General features: G+C 72.8%; 15 protein-coding genes and 1 pseudogene. 6 read left to right on the top strand and 10 right to left on the bottom strand.

Annotated features, from left to right (window positions below; translation table 11 throughout):
• Window positions 1-6 precede the first annotated feature (6 nt).
• Window positions 7-906 (top strand): 5'-3' exonuclease, encoded by a 900-nt coding sequence (locus AC507J_RS11375; protein ID WP_496289143.1) that lies wholly within the window; start codon window positions 7-9, stop codon window positions 904-906.
• Here AC507J_RS11375 and AC507J_RS11370 read toward each other — a convergent pair.
• From AC507J_RS11370 to AC507J_RS11355, 4 genes are all read right to left on the bottom strand, one after another.
• Window positions 903-1,577, bottom strand: a complete 675-nt coding sequence (locus AC507J_RS11370) for a hypothetical protein (protein ID WP_496289073.1) — start codon at window positions 1,575-1,577, stop codon at window positions 903-905. The genes AC507J_RS11375 and AC507J_RS11370 overlap by 4 nt on opposite strands.
• 162 nt (window positions 1,578-1,739) lie before the next feature.
• On the bottom strand, window positions 1,740-2,552 hold the full coding sequence (locus tag AC507J_RS11365; protein ID WP_496289072.1) for a sugar phosphate isomerase/epimerase family protein: 813 nt from the start codon (window positions 2,550-2,552) through the stop codon (window positions 1,740-1,742).
• Entirely contained in the window at window positions 2,549-3,703 is a 1,155-nt protein-coding gene (locus tag AC507J_RS11360; protein ID WP_496289071.1) for a dihydrodipicolinate synthase family protein, read from the bottom strand. Before AC507J_RS11360 ends, AC507J_RS11365 begins: the two co-directional genes overlap by 4 nt.
• The gene (locus AC507J_RS11355; RefSeq protein WP_496289070.1) at window positions 3,700-4,851 is read right to left on the bottom strand and encodes a Gfo/Idh/MocA family protein; all 1,152 of its coding nucleotides are present in this window, start codon (window positions 4,849-4,851) and stop codon (window positions 3,700-3,702) included. Before AC507J_RS11355 ends, AC507J_RS11360 begins: the two co-directional genes overlap by 4 nt.
• 205 nt (window positions 4,852-5,056) lie before the next feature.
• Between AC507J_RS11355 and AC507J_RS11350 the strand changes: the two genes are divergently transcribed.
• Both AC507J_RS11350 and AC507J_RS11345 read left to right on the top strand, forming a co-directional pair.
• On the top strand, window positions 5,057-5,899 hold the full coding sequence (locus tag AC507J_RS11350; RefSeq protein WP_496289069.1) for a class I SAM-dependent methyltransferase: 843 nt from the start codon (window positions 5,057-5,059) through the stop codon (window positions 5,897-5,899).
• A gap of 94 nt (window positions 5,900-5,993) precedes the next feature.
• Window positions 5,994-7,016, top strand: a complete 1,023-nt coding sequence (locus tag AC507J_RS11345; RefSeq protein WP_496289068.1) for a LacI family DNA-binding transcriptional regulator — start codon at window positions 5,994-5,996, stop codon at window positions 7,014-7,016.
• Between the two features lie 84 nt (window positions 7,017-7,100).
• Here AC507J_RS11345 and AC507J_RS11340 read toward each other — a convergent pair whose 3' ends face one another.
• Window positions 7,101-7,556, bottom strand: coding sequence for an Atu4866 domain-containing protein (locus tag AC507J_RS11340; RefSeq protein WP_496289067.1), 456 nt, complete (start codon window positions 7,554-7,556; stop codon window positions 7,101-7,103).
• Window positions 7,557-7,717: 161 nt separating this feature from the next.
• Here AC507J_RS11340 and AC507J_RS11335 point away from each other — a divergent pair, with 161 nt between their 5' ends.
• A complete protein-coding gene (locus AC507J_RS11335; protein ID WP_496289066.1) occupies window positions 7,718-8,722 on the top strand; it encodes a fructosamine kinase family protein in 1,005 nt (334 codons plus the stop codon).
• A gap of 112 nt (window positions 8,723-8,834) precedes the next feature.
• Here the strand turns inward: AC507J_RS11335 and AC507J_RS11330 are convergent, their stop codons facing one another.
• The 5 genes from AC507J_RS11330 to AC507J_RS11310 all read right to left on the bottom strand — a co-directional run bounded on the left by AC507J_RS11330 (window position 8,835) and on the right by AC507J_RS11310 (window position 15,258).
• Window positions 8,835-10,646, bottom strand: coding sequence for an IucA/IucC family protein (locus tag AC507J_RS11330; protein WP_496289065.1), 1,812 nt, complete (start codon window positions 10,644-10,646; stop codon window positions 8,835-8,837).
• Window positions 10,643-11,248, bottom strand: coding sequence for a GNAT family N-acetyltransferase (locus tag AC507J_RS11325; protein WP_496289064.1), 606 nt, complete (start codon window positions 11,246-11,248; stop codon window positions 10,643-10,645). Before AC507J_RS11325 ends, AC507J_RS11330 begins: the two co-directional genes overlap by 4 nt.
• Window positions 11,245-12,525, bottom strand: a complete 1,281-nt coding sequence (locus AC507J_RS11320; protein ID WP_496289063.1) for a lysine N(6)-hydroxylase/L-ornithine N(5)-oxygenase family protein — start codon at window positions 12,523-12,525, stop codon at window positions 11,245-11,247. The genes AC507J_RS11325 and AC507J_RS11320 overlap by 4 nt, the downstream gene beginning before the upstream one ends.
• Window positions 12,526-12,559: 34 nt before the next feature.
• Window positions 12,560-14,092, bottom strand: coding sequence for a pyridoxal phosphate-dependent decarboxylase family protein (locus AC507J_RS11315; RefSeq protein ID WP_496289062.1), 1,533 nt, complete (start codon window positions 14,090-14,092; stop codon window positions 12,560-12,562).
• 134 nt (window positions 14,093-14,226) lie between these two features.
• Window positions 14,227-15,258 (bottom strand): ABC transporter substrate-binding protein, encoded by a 1,032-nt coding sequence (locus tag AC507J_RS11310; protein ID WP_496289061.1) that lies wholly within the window; start codon window positions 15,256-15,258, stop codon window positions 14,227-14,229.
• A gap of 70 nt (window positions 15,259-15,328) precedes the next feature.
• On the opposite strand from AC507J_RS11310, the pseudogene AC507J_RS11305 reads away from it, so the two are divergent.
• Window positions 15,329-16,428: pseudogene (locus tag AC507J_RS11305) on the top strand (FecCD family ABC transporter permease).
• On the top strand, window positions 16,425-17,447 hold the full coding sequence (locus tag AC507J_RS11300; protein ID WP_496289060.1) for a FecCD family ABC transporter permease: 1,023 nt from the start codon (window positions 16,425-16,427) through the stop codon (window positions 17,445-17,447). The pseudogene AC507J_RS11305 and the gene AC507J_RS11300 overlap by 4 nt, the downstream one beginning before the upstream one ends.
• Window positions 17,448-17,515 lie beyond the last annotated feature (68 nt).

The raw sequence follows: 17,515 nt of genomic DNA, 5'->3' as shown, positions 1-17,515 counted from the left end.
CCGATCATGCTCATCGACGCGCCCAGTCTCTACTTCCGGGCCTACTTCGGCATCCCCGAGTCCGCCGCGAAGACCGCCGACGGCCAGCCGGTGAACGCCGTACGCGGCTTCCTCGACATGCTCGCCCACCTGGTCCGCACCCGGCGGCCAGGCCGGATGGTGTGCGCGATGGACCACGACTGGCGGCCGGACTGGCGGGTCGCGCTGCTGCCGTCGTACAAGGCGCACCGGGTGGCACCGGAGGGCGGCGAGGTGGTGCCGGACACCCTCACCCCGCAGGTGCCGATGCTGCTCGACGTGCTCGACGCGCTCGGCATCACAGTGGTCGGCGCGGCCGGCTACGAGGCCGACGACGTGCTCGGCACCCTCTCGGTCACCCAGCCCGGCCCGGTGGAGGTGGTCTCCGGTGACCGCGACCTGTTCCAGTTGATCGACGACGCTCGTGGGGTGCGGTTGCTCTACGTGGGGCGGGGCGTGGCCAAGCTGGAGGACTGCGACGACGCCGCGGTCCGGGCCCGCTACGGCGTGCCGGCCGACAGGTACGCCGAGTTCGCCGCGTTGCGCGGCGACCCCAGCGACGGTCTGCCCGGAGTGGCCGGCGTCGGCGAGAAGACCGCCGCCCGGCTGATCGAGCGGTACGGCGACATCGCCGGCATCCTCACCGCCCTGGACGACCCGGGCTCCGGTTTCGCGCCCGGGCTGCGGACCAAGCTCGCCGCCGCACGCGACTACCTCGCGGTGGCGCCGAAGGTGGTCCGGGTCGCGCTGGACGTGCCGCTGCCGGCGCTGCCCACCGAACTGCCGGTGGCGCCGGCCGACCCGGACCGGCTCCTCGACCTGGCCGAGCGGTGGAACCTCGCCGGCTCCACCCGCCGCCTGGTCGACGCCCTCGCCAGCCGGGCCTAGGCACGACGCTCCGGTTCGGTGGTCCCGGAGGGCACCAGCGGCGCCTCCGGGACCAGGAAGCAGACCAGCAGCTTGAGGTAGAAGAAGAGCGGGAACCAGGCGTACGCCGGGTCCAGCGGCAACCAGGTCAGGTTGACCAGGACGGCGGCCAGGTAGAGCGCCACCGCGAGCAGCCGCTTCACGTCGACAGGCGCCAACTCGACAAGCACCGCCGCCACCAGCAGCAGCGCCACGTTCGCCAGCAGCCAGGTCGAATCGGCGCCGGCCGCCGGGACCCGGGTCACCGCCAGCGGGTACGCCACGTGCGCCGCCACGAACAGCAGGCGCGGGCCGCGCCGGCCGGGCCGGTGGTACCACCGCTTGGCCGGGTTGGTCGCGTTTGTGAGCACGCCGCCGACGAGGTCCACGGCGATCACCGCCGTCACCACGATCGCGAGAACCGACCAGTCCTCACCCCGGGCCTGCCGGACGATGTACGCCGCCAGCAGCGCCAGCACCAGCAGGTGCGTCCCGGCCTCGGTCAGGTTCTCCCGCCGGCTGCGCCCCGGCCCGAAGAACCGGTCCAGCGCCCCGGCCAGGCCGGGCCGGGGCGGCGGGACCCGCCAGTCGACCCGTACTCCCGGCGGGCTGCCGGTGACGGCTTCCTTTACCTCGGTCGTCCGCTCCGTCAATTGACTCGCCTCCCCGTTGCCGCCGCTGCCCCGGCCCGCCAGCGTGGTCCGGGCCGGGGGCACCATCGTTCCATATACGGAACGATGGTGCTACGCGGCCGAGCGGGTGCGTTAACAAGGGGCCCTTCCTCTACACGAGGCGTTAATAGGGGGCCCTTCCTTTCAGACGACCTCGCGGAGGTAGCCGTCGATGGCGGCGGCGAGGATCTGCTCGCCGGGGCGCGACCACACCTCGGCGTTGAAGACCTCGACCTCGATCGGGCCGGTGTAGCCGGCCGCGTCGACCGCCGCACGCAGCCGGCGCAGCTCGATGCAACCGTCGCCGGGCAGGGCCCGACCGAGCAGCACCCCCTCCGGCAGCGGGGTGATCCAGTCGCAGACCTGGAAGGAGGCGATCCACTCCCCCGCCCGGGCGATCTGGGCGTACACCGTGTCGTCCCACCACACGTGGTAGGCGTCCACGACGACGCCGACCACGCCGGGGTCGAACCGTTCGGCGATGTCGAGGGCCTGGCCGAGGGTGGCGATGACGCAACGGTCGGCGCTGAACATCGGGTGCAGCGGTTCGATGGCGAGGGTCACCCCGGCGGCGTCGGCGTGCGGGGCCAGTTCGGCGATGGCGTCGGCGACCCGGGTCCGGGCACCGTCGATGTCCTTGCTGCCGGTCGGTAGGCCGCCGGAGACCAGCACCAGCACCGGCGCGCCGAGGGTGGCCGCCTCCTCGATGGCGCGCAGGTTCTGCTCCCGCCAGTCGTCGGCGGTGAAGAACCCACCCCGGCACAGCGTGGTCACGGTCAGCCCGGCGTCGCGTACCAGCTTGGCGGCACGGTCGAGGCCGTACTCGGCGACCGGCTCACGCCACAGGCCGATACCGGGCACGCCGGCGGCCACGCAGCCGGCCACCACGTCGGGCAGCGCCCAGTGCTGCGCGGTGGCCTGGTTGAAGGAGAACCGGCGCAATCCCTGGTCGGTCACTGGGTCACCCCCGCGACGGCGAAGAACGCCCGCGCCCGGGCGGCGGCCAGCTCGGCGTCGGGCAGCAGTCCGGCCGCGTCGGCCAGGGTTAGCAGGGTGGCCAGGTGCGCCGGTGACCGGCCGGACTGCAACCCGCCGACCATCGTGAAGTGGTCCTGGTGGCCGGCGAGCCAGGCGAGGAAAACGATGCCGGTCTTGTAGTACCAGGTGGGCGCGGCGAACAGGTGCCGGGCCAGCGGCACGGTGGGCGCGAAGATCTCGTCGTACGCGGTCAGGTCGCCCCGGTCGAGGGCAGCCAACGCGGCCGAGGCGGCCGGCGCGATGGCGGCGAAGACCCCGAGCAGCGCGTCGGAGTGGCCCTGCTCGTCGCCCCGGATCAGCTCCGGGTAGTTGAAGTCGTCGCCGGTGTAGAGGCGTACCCCGGCCGGCAGCCGGCGGCGCAACGCCACCTCGCGGCCGGCGTCCAGCAGCGACATCTTGATCCCGTCCACCCGGGACGCGTGGGCCTTGAGCAGTTCGACGACGGTGTCGGCGGCCAGGTCCAGGTCGGTGCTGCCCCAGTAGCCGGTGAGCGCCGGGTCGAACATCGGCCCGAGCCAGTGCAGCACCACCGGCCCGTCGGCGGCGGTCAGCAGGTCGTCGTAGACCCGCAGGTACTCCTCGGGGCTGCGGGCCGTGGCGGCCAGGTGGCGGCTGCACATCAGCACCGGCACCGCCCCGGCGGCCTGCACGTCGTCGAGCTGCTCGCGGTAGGCGGCGGTGACCTCGGTGAGGCTGGCCGGGCCGGCCGGCAGCTGGTCGGTGGTGACCCCGGCGACGATCCGACCGCCGGCCGCCCGCGCCTCGGCCGCGCTGCGCCGGATCAGCTCGCGGGTGGCCGGGTAGTCCAGGCCCATACCGCGCTGCGCGGTGTCCATCGCCTCGGCCACCCCGAGGCCGTACGACCAGAGGTGGTGGCGGAAGGCAAGGGTGCGGTCCCAGTCGAGGGTGGCCGGGGTACCCGGGGTGTTGTCGGCCGCCGGGTCGGCCACCACGTGTGCGGCGGCGTACGCGATGCGGCTGCGCGGCGGAGCGTCGGGGCGGGGATGGCCGGCGCCGCCGCGCAGTCGCAGTCGCCGACCACCGGGCAGGGTGACCTCGGTGCCGCTCACAGCGCCAGCTCCGGCACCTCGACGCGGCGACCCTCCCGGGCCGAGACCAGGCCCAACTCGGCCAGTTGCACGCCCCGGGCACCGGCCAGGAAGTCCCACTGGAACGGCTCGCCGACCGCGACGTGCCGCAGGAACGCCTCCCACTGCACCTTGAAGCCGTTGTCGAAGTCCTCGTTGTCCGGCACCTCGGTCCACTGCGAGCGGAAGTCCTCCGTCACCGGCAGGTCCGGGTTCCACACCGGCTTCGGGGTGACCGCCCGGTGCTGCACCCGGCACCCCCGCAGCCCGGCCACCGCGCTGCCCTCGGTGCCGTCGACCTGGAACTCGACAAGTTCGTCGCGGTACACCCGCACCGCCCAGGAGGAGTTGAGCTGGGCGATGACGCCACCCTCCAGCTCGAAGACCGCGTACGCGGCGTCGTCGGCGGTGGCCTGGTAGGGCCGGCCGGCCTCGTCGACGCGGCGCGGGACGTGCGTGGCGATGGTCGCGGAGACCGCGCGCACCTCGCCGAAGAGCTCCGCCAGCACGTAGTGCCAGTGCGGGAACATGTCGACCACGATGCCGCCGCCGTCCTCGGCCCGGTAGTTCCACGACGGGCGCTGGGCGGGCTGCCAGTCGCCCTCGAAGACCCAGTAGCCGAACTCGCCCCGCACCGAGAGCACCTGGCCGAAGAAGCCGCCGTCGAGCAGCCGCTTGAGCTTGCGCAGCCCGGGCAGGAAGAGCTTGTCCTGCACCACGCCGGTGCGCACCCCGGCGGCGCGGGCCGCCCGAGCCAGGTCGAGGGCGGCCGCGGTGTCCTCGGCGAGCGGCTTCTCGGTGTAGATGTGCTTGCCGGCCTCGATCGCCTGCCGGATGGCCTTCTCCCGCTGCTGGGTGACCTGGGCGTCGAAGTAGACGTGCATGTCGTCGCGGGCCAGCGCGGCGGTCAGGTCGGTGGTCCAGTCGTCCAGGCCGTGCCGCTCGGCGATCTCGCGCAGCTTGGTCTCGCTGCGCCCGACCAGGACCAGGTGCGGCCAGGCGGTGGTGCCGTCGGGCAGCGGCACGCCGCCGGACTCACGGATGGCCAGCAGGGAGCGCACCAGATGTTGCCGATATCCCATCCGGCCGGTTACGCCGTTCACGATAATGCCGATCGACCTGCGGGTCATGGGGGTCCTTCCAGTCGTACACGCTTGAGGTAAGCGCTTTCCTAGTCAGCCTAAGCCGCCGCCCCACGCCCGGCAAGGGTGCAAGGAAGGGGCTTTCCTGCCGCCTCGCGCCTGGGCGGGGCCCTGCCTGACAAGCGCCGCACCAGCGCAGGGCCGCCTCGAAAACCGGTCGCGACCGGGCCGCGCACCCCGCCACCATCGAACGGTGGATCAAGATGCCAGCGAGGTCGTCGAGTACTACACGCTCCGCTACCGGGAGGACGAGCGGCTCGGCGCACGGCCGCAGGCCCGGCTGGAACGGGCGCGAACCCTGGAACTGCTACGCGAGGCACTGCCCGCGCCGCCGGCCCGGATCCTGGACGTCGGCGGCGGACCCGGCGAGTACGCCCGCGCCCTCGTCGCGCTGGGCTACCGCGTACGCCTGCTCGACCTGGTGCCCGCCCACGTCGCCCAGGCCCGCGCCGGCCAGCCCGGCGTGGCGGCGGACGTCGCGGACGCCCGCGCGCTCCCCGAGGAGGACGACAGCTACGACGCCACGCTGCTGCTCGGCCCGCTCTACCACCTGCCGCGCCGCACCGACCGGTGTCGGGCCCTCGCCGAGGCCGTACGCGTCACCCGCCCCGGCGGTCGCGTGCTCGTCGCCGCGATCTCGCGATTCGCCGGACCGCTCGACTTCGCCGCCACCGGTCGACTCGACGACCGGATGATCGAGGAAGCCCGGGTGCTGCTCGCCAACGGCGCCAACGACCCGAGCATCGGGTTCACCCACGCCTACTTCCACCGCGTCGAGGAACTCGTCGACGAGTGCTGTACGGCCGGCCTGGCCGACGTCACCGTTGACGGCATCGAGGGACCTGCGTGGATCGCCGCCGAGGCGGCGGCGCACGGGCCGATGGCGCAGACCGTGTTCGACGCCGCGCTGCACCTCGCCCGCGTCTACCGGCGGGAGCCGGCGCTGGTCGCGGCCAGCGCGCATCTGCTCGCCCAGGGGACGGTTCCCGACCACTCGCCGCAGACCAGGCGTAACACCCCCGACCTGCGGCCTTGACCTGCGCGAACCACGGAACAGCTCGCGGCCCGCACTGCGGTACGGTGACGCTGGTCGCCAGGCGCGCGGCCGGCGTGACCGGGAGGGGGCGGGAGTGGCGACGCTGTCCGATGTGGCCCGGCGGGCGGGGGTCTCACCCGCCACGGCATCCCGCGTGATCAACGGCAGCAGCAAGCCGGTCACCGACGAGCTGCGCGAACGGGTGCTCCAGGCCGTCGCCGAGCTGCAGTACGTGCCGAACGCCCACGCCCAGCTGCTGGCCCGCTCGCATCGCGGCGCGGTCGGCGTGATCGTGCACGACGTCTCCGACCCGTACTTCTCCGAGATCACGCGGGGGTTGCAGCGGGTCGCCACCGACCAGGGCCGGCTGCTGATGATCTGCAACAGCTACCGCGACCCGGAGCGGGAGTTGGAGTACGTCGAGCTGCTGCGCGGACACCAGGTCGCCGCCATCATCCTCGCCGGTTCCGGCTACCACGACGCCGAGTTCACCCGGCTGCTCAACGGCAAGCTGACCGCGTACGAGGCCACCGGCGGGCGGGTCGCGGTGATCGGCCGCCACGAACACTCCGGTGACGCGGTGATGCCGGATAACCGGGGCGGCGCCCGGCTGCTCGGCGCGGAGATCTGCCGGCTCGGGCACGAGCTGATCGGGGTGGTGGCCGGGCCACGGGTGCTGACCACCACCACCGACCGGCTCACCGGGCTGCGCGAGGCGTTCGCCGAGCACGGCCGGGAACTGCCGGAACACCGCATCCGGTACGCCGAGTTCGACCGCGACAGCGGCGCCGCCGCCACCGCCGCACTGCTCGACGCGGAGCCCGGGTTGACCGCGATCGCGGCGCTTAACGACTCGATGGCCATCGGTGCGTTGTCGCTGCTGCGCGCACGCGGGATTTCGGTGCCCGACCAGCTGAGCGTGTTCGGCTTCGATGACATGCCGATGGCGCGCGACGTGACCCCGGCGCTGACCACCGTCCGGCTGCCGCTTGTCGAGATGGGTGCCCGGGCGATGGCGCTGGCCCTCGACGCCGGCGGCAGCGGCCCCCGGGTGGACTCGCTCGCCGCCGAACTGATCCACCGCGACAGCTCCGGTCCCGCTCCCACAGTCAGGTGAATCGGTCAGCCCCGCTGGCGCAAACCGGAAGTGGCGGTCAGGGCAGGTCGATGCGGTCGACGGGCTGCTGTGCAGCGTTGTCCGTCAGCCGTCCTCTCTCGCTTCCCGGTGCGCGGCGCTGCCCTCGCGGTAGAAGACGTATCCCCCGTGGTGCAGCACGTCCCCGTCGAAGGTGCCGTCCGCGCTGAAACCGGTGTCGTCGACGTACTCGATCCGGGTGCCGATGACCCGGTAGGCGCCCGTGTAGGCGCTCTCCCGCTCGCCGCGGGCCTCGTCGTAGCGGCCGTTGGGCAGCAGCAGCTGCCGGATGTGGCCGTCGGCCGTCACCCACATCCCGACGTACGGATGAGACGGTCCGGCATCGGTCGGGGCCGGTGACGTCGGGATGTGTAGCGTGGTCGCGGACGACGACGGCTGCCGGCCGCCCTGCGCCGCATCGTCCGGAGCCGCCGGACTGTCGCCGCCCGGCCCCGCGCTGCACGCGCCGAGCAGCACGACGAGGCACGCCCCGCTGAACATGGTCCTGAGGTAGGGCTTCACAGCTGTCCACCTGGTCTCGAAATCGCCATGCCGAGCACGCTAGGGTTGCCCGTCCGTCCGCAACCAGGTCGCGCTAGTCCTGGGATGGGCACGGCCTGCCGCCGCAGATTCGGTCGCGGTACGGTCGGACGGCGGCGGGGTGTGCCGCGTACCTTGGCCGGATGGCGCCGATCAGCCCCACCCAGCGGGTCCTCTCCCCCGACGACGCGGCCGAGTATCTGCATGCCTCGTTCGGGCCCGACCGCCGGGTGGTCGACTGCGCTCCGCTGCACGGCGGCGGCTTCGCGGCGGTGTGGTGGGCGCGCCTGGACGACGGCCGGGAGGTGGTCCTCAAGGTCGCGCCGCCGCCCACGGCGCGGTTGCTGCGCTACGAGACGGATCTGCTCGCCGCCGAGGCGCGCTACTTCCGGCTGGTCGCCGAGCACGCGCCGCAGGTGCCGGTGCCGCCGGTGCTGCATCACGGCCGGGGTCCGCGCCTCGACGAATGGCTGGTCACCGGCCGGCTGCCCGGTCGGGCACTGCCCGATCTGGACGGTGCCGACGACCTCGCCCGCTACGACTTCGGCGCCGCGACGGCCACCCTGCACCGGATCACCGGCGAACGGTTCGGCTACGACGCCGGACGCACCGGCGGTGCCACCTGGTCGACGGCGTTCGCGGCGATCATCGAGGAGCTGCTCGCCGACGCCGTCGACTGGGAGGTCACCCTGCCCGCGCCGCCGCAACGGTTCCGGGCGCTGGTGGCCCGGCATGCCGACCTGCTCGACCAGGTACGCCGACCCGCCCTGCTGCACTTCGACGGTTGGGACGGCAACGTGCTCGCCGCACCGGACGGCAGCGGGGCGTACCGGATGTGCGGGCTGGTCGACGGCGAGCGGTTCCTCTACGGCGATCCGCTGCTGGATCTGGTGTCGCCGCTGTTGTTCCGCCGTGCCGAGGACGAGCCGGAGCATCCGTTCCTGCGCGGCTACGCCGACGCCGCCGGCACGCCGCTGGTCTTCGACGACGGGGTACGACGGCGGCTGGCGCTGTACCGGATGCACCTGCACCTGCTGATGACCGTGGAGATGCCCAGCCGGGGCATCACCCCGACCAACGATCCGGGTCGACACACCCTGCTGGCGCAGTTGCTGGAACGCGACCTCGCCGACCTGTCCCGGGACTGACCCTGGACTGACCTGCGCCGTACCGCCCGGCCGGGCGCGCGACCACGGACGCCGGGCAGGACGGTGACCCCGGGGCAAGACGGTGCCCCGGGGCGCGGGGTCACCGGCCGGGTCAGGACGGGGCGAAGCGGGCGATCGGGTTGGTAAGCGCGCCGACGAGTTGCAGCGCGGCGGAGGGGTCGGCCAGGTCGACCATCTGCTGGTTGTCGCGCAGTTGCAGCCGGTTGAGGCAGGAGAGCGCGAACTCGGGGGCGAACAGGTCGTAGCGGTCCAGTCGGTCGGCCAGGTGGGGCACCCGGGCGGCGTACTCGGTGGCGCATTCGGCGACCGCGCGCCAGAAGGTCTCCTCGTCGGCCACGCCCTGCTCGGCCAGCACGGCGCCGAGTAAGCGGAAGAAGCAGTCGAAGACGTCGGTGAAGATGGAGAGCAGCTTCATCTCCTCCGGCACCTCGGCCCGGATCCGCTCGACCGCGGGCGGCAGGGTCGCCTCGGCGCTCATCACCACGATCTCCTCGGCGATGTCCTTGAAGATCACCCGTTCGACGGCGTGGTCGCGCAGCACCAGGATGACGTTCTCGCCGTGCGGCATAAACGCCAGGTCGTAGGCGTAGAAGGCGTGCAGCAGCGGGGTGAGGTAGGCGTTCAGGTAGCGGCGCAGCCACTGTGCCGGTGCCAGCCCGGAGGCGGCGATCAGTTCGGCGGCGAAGGAGCGGCCGTCGGCGTCCACGTGCAGCAGCGACGCCATAGTGGCCAGCCGCTCGCCGGGGGCCAGGCCGGGGACCGGGCTCTCCCGCCAGAGCGCGGCAAGCATCTTCCGGTACGGCGAGTAGCGGTCGGTGGCGGCCTCGTACTGCCGGTGCCGGTAGCCGACGGCGGCCCGCTCCCGAATGATCGTCAGGCCGGTGTGCCGGAACACCTCGTCGGCGGCGATCAGGTCGGCCAGCCAGTCGTTGATGGCCGGGGTGGCCGCCATGTACGCCGCGGAGAGCCCACGCATGAAGCCCATGTTCAGCACCGACAGCGCCGTCTTGACGTAGTGCCGCTGCGGCTGGCTGACGTTGAAGAAGGTGCGGATGGACTGCTGGGCGAGGTACTCGTCGGACCCCTCGCCGAGGCAGACCAGCCGGCGGCGGGCCAGCTCACCGGCGAAGGTTACGGCCAGCTTGTGCCGCCACTGCCAGGGGTGCACCGGGATGAGGTGGTAGTCGGCCAGGTCCAGGCCGTACCCGGCCATCGTGTCGGCGAAGGCGGTGCGGGTGGCCTCGCCCAACTCGGCGTGGACCAGCCGGTCGTAGTCCAGGTCGGCGGCGCAGCTGAAGGTCGAGTGGTCGCGGTGCGCGGCCAGCCAGACCAGCCGCACCGGCCGGGCGGCCTCCGGGGCGTACCTGTGGTACTCGTCGACGCCGAAGCCGAGCCGGCCGTTGTTGGCCACGAAACAGGGATGCCCCTCGGTCATCGAGGTCTCGATGACCTGGAAATCGGCATCGACCAGCTTCGCCGCGCCGGGCAGCGGACGGTCCAGCTTGTACGCGATGCCGGCCAGGGTGGAGCTGATCTCCTCGAGGTACACCGGCAGGATCCGGTCGCTGAGACCGAGCGCCTCACGCAGGTCGAGGCAGAGGTCGACGGCGTCCACCGGCAGCGGTTCGTCGCCCCGGTGGCGGGTGATGCTCTCCGGGTCGATGTCCCAGTGCTCGAGGGTCAGCACCCGGGCGGTGAACCGGTACCGCACCGCCCCACCGTCGCCGGTGACGGTGTACCACCGCCGGCCCTCGGCGTCGGCGGGGTCGGCCGGCGGGGCGTCCGGTTCGGGGGTGAGCAGCCGTTCGTGGGCGAACTCGGCAAGCGCCTTGCGTACCAGCCGCCGGTTGGCCCGTTCCCAGGTCTGCGGGCGCAGGTGGCTGACCAGATCGCGGATGCTCACGCGGATGCTCCTTCGGTGGTGGCGGCCAGGAACCGCCGGCGGGTGCAGATGCTCAGCAGGGCGGTCTTCTCCGGCTTGGCGATCGGGCCGACCACCTCGAAGCCGACCGCCGCGTTCAACGCCTGCACGGCGGTGTTGCGCAGGTCCGGCTCGACCACGACGCGCTCGGTGTCGGGACCGGCGAAGAGCCACGACAGCACGGTGGTGATCACGGCGCGGGTGAAGCCGTGCACCGGGGTCTGCGGCGGCGCGCAGAGGAAATGCATGCCCACGTCGCCGGGGCGCGCGTCGTAGAGCCCGACCAACTCGACCCGGGCCGGGTCGTACCGTTCGGCGAGGAACGCCGGCTCGCCACGCCAGAGCCCCAGGTAGGCGTCGTGGTGCGGGTGCTCGGCGATGCGCCGGTACTCCTTCGCGACCCGGTCCACGTCGGCGTCCTGCATCAACCAGAACGCCGACCTCGGGTGGGTCACCCACCGGTGCAGCAGCGGCGCGTCGGCCGCCACGTCGAGCGTACGCAGGGCGAACTCGCCGAGTCGTGGGTCGGCCCGGGTGTAGACGATCCCCGGTGCGCGCCCGTCGCCCGCCGCGACCCGGCTCATGCGGGCACTCCGAACTCCTGGAACGCGATCGACTTCTCGATCGGGTAGACCTCCCGGCCCAGCAGCTCCCGGATGATCCAGGCGTTGCGGTACGGGCCCATGCCGAGGTCGGGTGAGGTGATGCTGTGCGTGTGGGTGCCGCCGTTCTGGAGGAAGACGCCGCGCCCGGTGACGTCGACGCTGTAGTTGCGGGCCACGTCGAGCCGGCCGTGGCCGTCGAAGCGCAGCCGGTCCCGGATCGGGTCCAGGAACTCCGGCACCCGGTAGCGGTAGCCGGTGGCCAGCACCAGCCCTTCGCTGGCCAGGGTGAAGTCCCGTTCCTGCTCGACGTGGCGCAGCCCGAGGGTGTGCACGCCGGTGCGCTCGTCGTACGCCACGGCGGTCAGTTCGGTGTTGGTAAGCAGCCGGGTGTCCACCGGGCCGTTGATGCTGTGCGCGTAGAGCAGGTCGAAGATCTCGTTGACCAGGTCGGCGGAGATCCCTTTGAACAGCCCCTTCTGCTCGGCTTCGAGGCGGTAGCGGGTGGGCTCCGGCAGCGCGTGGAAGTAGTCCACGTAGTCCGGTGAGGTCATCTCCAGGGTGAGCTTCGTGTACTCCAGCGGGAAGAAGCGCGGCGAACGGGTCACCCAGTTCAGCCGGTAGCCGTGCGTGTCGATGTCGGTGAGCAGGTCGTGGTAGATCTCGGCGGCGCTCTGCCCGCTGCCGACGATCGTGATGCTCCGCTTGGCCTTCAACGCGTCGCGGTGCTCCAGGTAACGCGAGTTGTGCACGGCGTCGGAGCTCAGGCCGGCGCAGGCGGCGGGCAGGTGCGCCGGGGTGCCGGTGCCGAGCACCAGGTGCCGGGCCCGGTGGGTGACGGTGCCGCCGTCGACGCTGGCGGTGACCGCGTACCGGTCCTCGGCCGGGTCGTACTCGACGGCGGTCACCCGGTGGCCGAACCGCAGGTTGGGCAGCTTCGCGGCGGCCCAACGGCAGTACGCGTCGTACTCGGCCCGCAGCGGGAAGAAGCTCTCCCGGATGTAGAAGGGGTAGAGCCGGCCGATCTCCTTCAGGTAGGCGAGGAAGGAGTACGGCGAGGTGGGGTCGGCCAGGGTGACCAGGTCGGCCAGGAACGGGGTCTGCAACCGGGACGACTCCAGCAGCATGCCGGGATGCCAGGAGACGTCGTCGCGGGCCTCCAGGAACAGCCCGTCGAGTTCGGTGAGCGGGGCGGTCAGGCAGGCCAGGCCGAGGTTGTACGGGCCCAGGCCGATCCCGATGAAGTCGTGGCTTTCCATCCGGCCCTCCAGGCTCGGGTCCACCGGCGGCAGGTCAGCCGACCGGGCAGGTCAGATCGGCGGTACGTGCGGCGGCGTGGGTGTGCGCGTACCGGCCGGCGTGCTCGGCGATCAGGTCGAGCACGTGGGCGATGTCGTCGCGGGTGGTGGCGGGGTTGAGCACTGTGAACTTGAGGTACTGCCGGCCGTCGACCCGGGTTCCGGCGACCACGGCCAGACCGGAGGCGGCAAGTGCCGCCCGGGCGTGCAGGTTCGCCGCGTCGGCCAGCTCCGGGCCGGGCCCGGCGGGTCGCCAACGGAACACCACGGTGCTCAGCGGCGAGCGGGTGAGCACCTCGAAGCGGGGGTCGGCGGCGACCAGGTCCCACGCCTGCGCGGCCCGGTCGCATACCTCGTCGAAGAGTTCGCCGACCGCGTCCGGCCCCATCACCCGCAGGGTCAGCCAGAGCTTGAGGGCGTCGAAGCGGCGGGTGGTCTGGAGGCTCTTGTCGACCTGGTTGGGGATGCGCTCGGTGACCATCCGGGCCGGGTTCAGGTAGTCGGCGTGCCAGGTGGCGTGCCGCAGCGTACGCCGGTCGCGGACCAGCACCGCGCTGGAGCTGACCGGCTGGAAGAAGGACTTGTGGTAGTCGACGGTCACCGAGTCGGCCCGCTCGATGCCGTCGAGCAGGTGCCGGCGGGTCGGCGAGACCAGCAACCCGCAGCCGTACGCGGCGTCCACGTGCAGCCACACGCCGGCGGTGGCGCAGACCTCGGCGATCTCGTCGAGCGGGTCGATGGTGCCGAAGTCGGTGGTGCCGGCGGTGGCCACCACCGCCAGCACCGGCAGCCCGTCGCGGCGACAGCGGCTGATCTCGTGCCGGACGGCACCGGGGCGCATCCGCCGGTCCGGGCCGGTCTGCACCACCACGACCGCGTCCGGGGCCAGGCCGAGCAGCTTGGCCGCCTTCTGCACGCTGAAGTGACCGGCCGCCGAGGTGACGATCCGCAGCCGGGGCAGCAGGATCCGCCGGTCGGCCGGGGTCGCCCCGGCCAGCGCCTCCTCCCGGGCCAGCAGCAGGGCGTGCAGGTTGGACTGGGTGCCGCCGCTTGTGAAGACGCCGTCCGCGGCCGGCCCGAGGCCGATCCGGTGTGCCGTCCAGTCGATCAGCCGCCGCTCGATCAGCGTGCCGCCGGCACTCTGATCCCAGGTGTCCAGCGAGGAGTTGACCGCGCTGAGCACCGCCTCGCCGAGCAGCGCCGGGATGACCACCGGGCAGTTGAGGTGGGCCAGGTAGCGCGGGTGGTGGAAGTAGACCGCGTCGCGCAGGTACACCTCATCCAGTTCGTCGAGGACCGCGGTGGTGTCGTGCAGCGGCCGGTCCAGGTCGATCGCGTCCACCAGCGGGGCCAGTTGGTCCGGGCGTACGCCGGTGAAGGGGCCGGTCACCTCGGTCACCCGCCGGGCCACCCGGTCGACGCCGGCCGCGACGGCCCGGCGGTAGTCCTCGACGGTGCCGTCGTTGAACAGCTGGGCCCGGGCGGTTGTCGGCCTGGTCGGCGAAGTGGTGTGTACCGGCAGGGTCATGGACGTGTCCTCCACGGTCGGCGGATCGGGGTTTTTCGGGCAGCCGGAACCGCCGGCACGCGGCGGGTGCTGCGGTCGGTGCGTGGGTGGTGGGGCGGGCGGCAGGCGGGGGTCGACCCGGGCCGCCCGAGGAATCAGGTCAGCTTCTTCGCGCCCTGGATGGCCTTGGCCAGGTTCTCCAGCAACGGGGCGGCCCCGGCGTACGAGAAGCGGGGCACGGCGTCCCACGGCGTCACCTGGCCGGCCTGCACGGCGGGCAGCTGCTTCCAGGTGGGCTTGGCGGCCAGGTCGGTCGGTTGCAGGGCGGTGCTGCGGTTGTCGAGCAGGATCAGGTCGGCCGGGAACCGGCCGGCGTTCTCCCAGCTGAGGGCCTCGAAGTAGTCGCCGGCTTCGAGCTTGGTGGGCACCACGATGTCGACGCCGAGTTCGGCGAAGTACATCAGGTCGGTGCTGACCTTGGGGTTGGAGACGTAGAACAGGTCGGGGCTGCCGGAGGCGGCCATCACCTTGATGCCCGGGTTGGCCGCGACGGCCTGGCGGACCGCCTCGGCGGCGGCCTCGAAGCGGGTCTTCGCCTCGGTGACCTTGGCCGCCGACAGGTCGGCGCCGAGGGACTCGGCGAGCTGGGCGTAGCGCTCGATGGGCCGGGTCAGCGGCACCCGGGCGGTGGTGATGGTGACCACCGGCGCGAGCGGCAGGATCTTGTCCTTGCTCTCGTCCGGCACGTACCAGTAGGCGCCCGGGTCGTACATGTGGGTGACAAGCAGTTCCGGGCGCAGCGCGGCGTACTTCTCGACGCTGAACTCACCCCAGACGTTGCCGAGGATCTCGACGCTCTCCACGTCCAGGTCACCGGCCTGCGGCTCGACGCTGCCGTCCGTCTTTCTGGTCTCCCCGAAGACGCCTACCACCTCGCGACCGAGTCCGAAATCGATCAGCGCGGCTGCCGCGCCGGTGAAGGCCACCACCCGGGCCGGCCGGATGTCGGCGGTGACCTTCTCGGGGCGGTCGTCGGTGAACGACCATGGCCCGGAAGCGTTGTCATTGCTGGGATTTGCGGCGTCTTCCCGGCCGCAGCCGGCGAGCACGGCGGCGAGGGCGGCGGTGCCACCGGCGGCCAGCAGCCCCCGTCGGGAGAGGCGGCGTGCGGAGAGCGGATCAGGCATGGCGTCGTCTTTCGATCAGGGTTGCGGATGGCCATGGACAGCCGCGGTTAGGCTAACCTAACCTAACCTCCTGTCAAGTCCCGCTCGGCGTTTCGCACCACACTGGAGTTCACACTGTCCGTCATCGAGTCGCCACCCCCCGAAACGCCGACCCGGTCCGCCGACCCACCCCGCCGACCCCGTCGCGCCGCGTCGCGGGCCGCCGGCCTCGTCGCGGCCGCGCTGCTCCTGGCCGCCGTCGTGGTGCTCAGCGTCGCCGTCGGCGCCAAGCCGATCCCGCTGGCCGAGGTGTGGCCGGCACTCACCGACCGCGACGCCGCCGAGTACGCCGTGGTGCACGAGATGCGGCTGCCCCGCACGCTGCTCGGCCTGCTCGCCGGCACCGCTCTCGGGGTGGCCGGCGCGGCGATGCAGGCGTTGACCCGCAACCCGCTGGCCGATCCGGGCCTGCTCGGCATCAACGCGGGCGCCGCCGCCGCGATCGCCACCGCCGCGCTGCTGCTCGGCGTCGGCGGCGGTGCCGGCCAGGTCTGGTTCGCGCTTGCCGGTGCCGCGCTGGTGACCGTCGGCGTGTACGCGGTAGGTGGTGGCCGCACCGCCACCCCGGCCCGGTTGGCGTTGGCCGGCGCGGCGCTCAACGCCGCGCTCTACTCCTACGTCAGCGCGGTGATGCTGCTCGACTCCGCCGGTCTGGAGCGGCTGCGGTTCTGGACTGTAGGTTCGCTGGCCAGCGCCGACGAGTCCACCGTGCGGCGGGTGCTGCCGTTCATCGCGATCGGACTGCTGGCCGCCCTGGCCGCCGCCCGGCCGCTCAACGCGCTGGCCCTCGGCGACGACACCGCGCAGGCGCTGGGTGCCCGCCCGGCGCTGATCCGGGCGGCGGTGATCGTCGCCATCACCCTGCTCTGCGGGGCCGCCACCGCCGCCTGCGGGCCGATCGTCTTCGTCGGTCTGCTGGTGCCGCACCTGGTGCGTACCCTCACCGGGCCTGATCTGCGCTGGCTGCTGCCGTACTGCGCGCTGCTCGCCCCGGTGCTGCTGCTCGGCTCCGACGTGCTCGGCCGGGTGCTGGGCCGGCCGGGCGAGTTGCAGGTGGGGCTGGTCACCGCCGTGCTCGGCGGTCCGCTCTTCCTCTGGCTGGTGACCCGCACCCGGACGGCACGCCCATGATCGTGATCCGTACCCCGGGCGGTCTCTCGCTCCGGCTGCACCGGCGCTCTCTCGCCGTCGGGGCGATCTGCGCGCTGCTCACGCTCGCCGTGGGAGTGCTGGCCGTCGGTCACGGCGACTATCCGATGTCACCGGCCGACGTGCTGCGTACGCTGACCGGTGGCGGCAGCCCCGCCGAGGAGTTCATCGTCACCGAGCTGCGCCTGCCACGGCTGGTCACCGGGCTGGCCGTCGGTGCCGCGCTCGGCCTGGCCGGCGCGGTGTTCCAGGCCCTGGTCCGCAACCCGCTGGGCAGTCCGGACGTGCTCGGCTTCACCCAGGGCGCGGCGACCGGCGCGCTCGTGGTGGTGGTCGTCGGCGGCAGCAGTGCCGCGCTGGCCGGGGCCGCAGCGCTCGGCGGCATCGGCACCGGCCTGCTGATCTACCTGATCGCCTGGCGGCGCGGCGTGTACGGCTACCGGCTGGTGCTGGTCGGCATCGGCATGTGGGCCATCCTCACCGGCGTCAACGGCTACCTGCTTACCCGCGCGCCGCTGATGGAGGCCGCCCGGGCCGTGCTCTGGCTCACCGGCAGCCTCGACGGCCGGGGCTGGGCCAACGCCGGGCCGCTGCTGGCCCTGCTCGCGGTGGCGGTGCCGGTGCTGCTTGCCTGCGCTCCGGCGCTGCGGATGACCGAGTTGGGCGACGACGCGGCAAGCGGGCTGGGCGTACCCGTGCCACGGTTGCGGATGCTGCTGCTCGCCGCGGCGGTGCTGCTGGTCTCCCTCGCGGCGGCCGCCGCCGGCCCGGTGTCGTTCGTCGCGTTGACCGCCCCGCACCTGGCCCGCCGGCTGACCCGGGCACCCGGCACCCCGCTGCTGCCGGCCGCGATCATCGGCGCGCTGATCATCGTCGTCGCCGACCAGGTGGCGCTGCGGGCCTTCCCCGGCCAACTGCCGGTCGGCGTGGTCACCGGCGTGCTCGGCGGCGGCTACCTGGTCTGGCTGCTGGCCACCGAACGCCGGGCGGGCCGGCTGTGAACACGGACCAGGCGGGCGCGCCGACTGGCAACACCGATCGGGCCGGCGGCCCGGCTGGGAACACCGAT

The sequence above is a fragment of the Micromonospora sp. PRAS1 genome (assembly GCF_059553435.1).
This window is presented reverse-complemented; position numbering and strand designations above follow the sequence as displayed.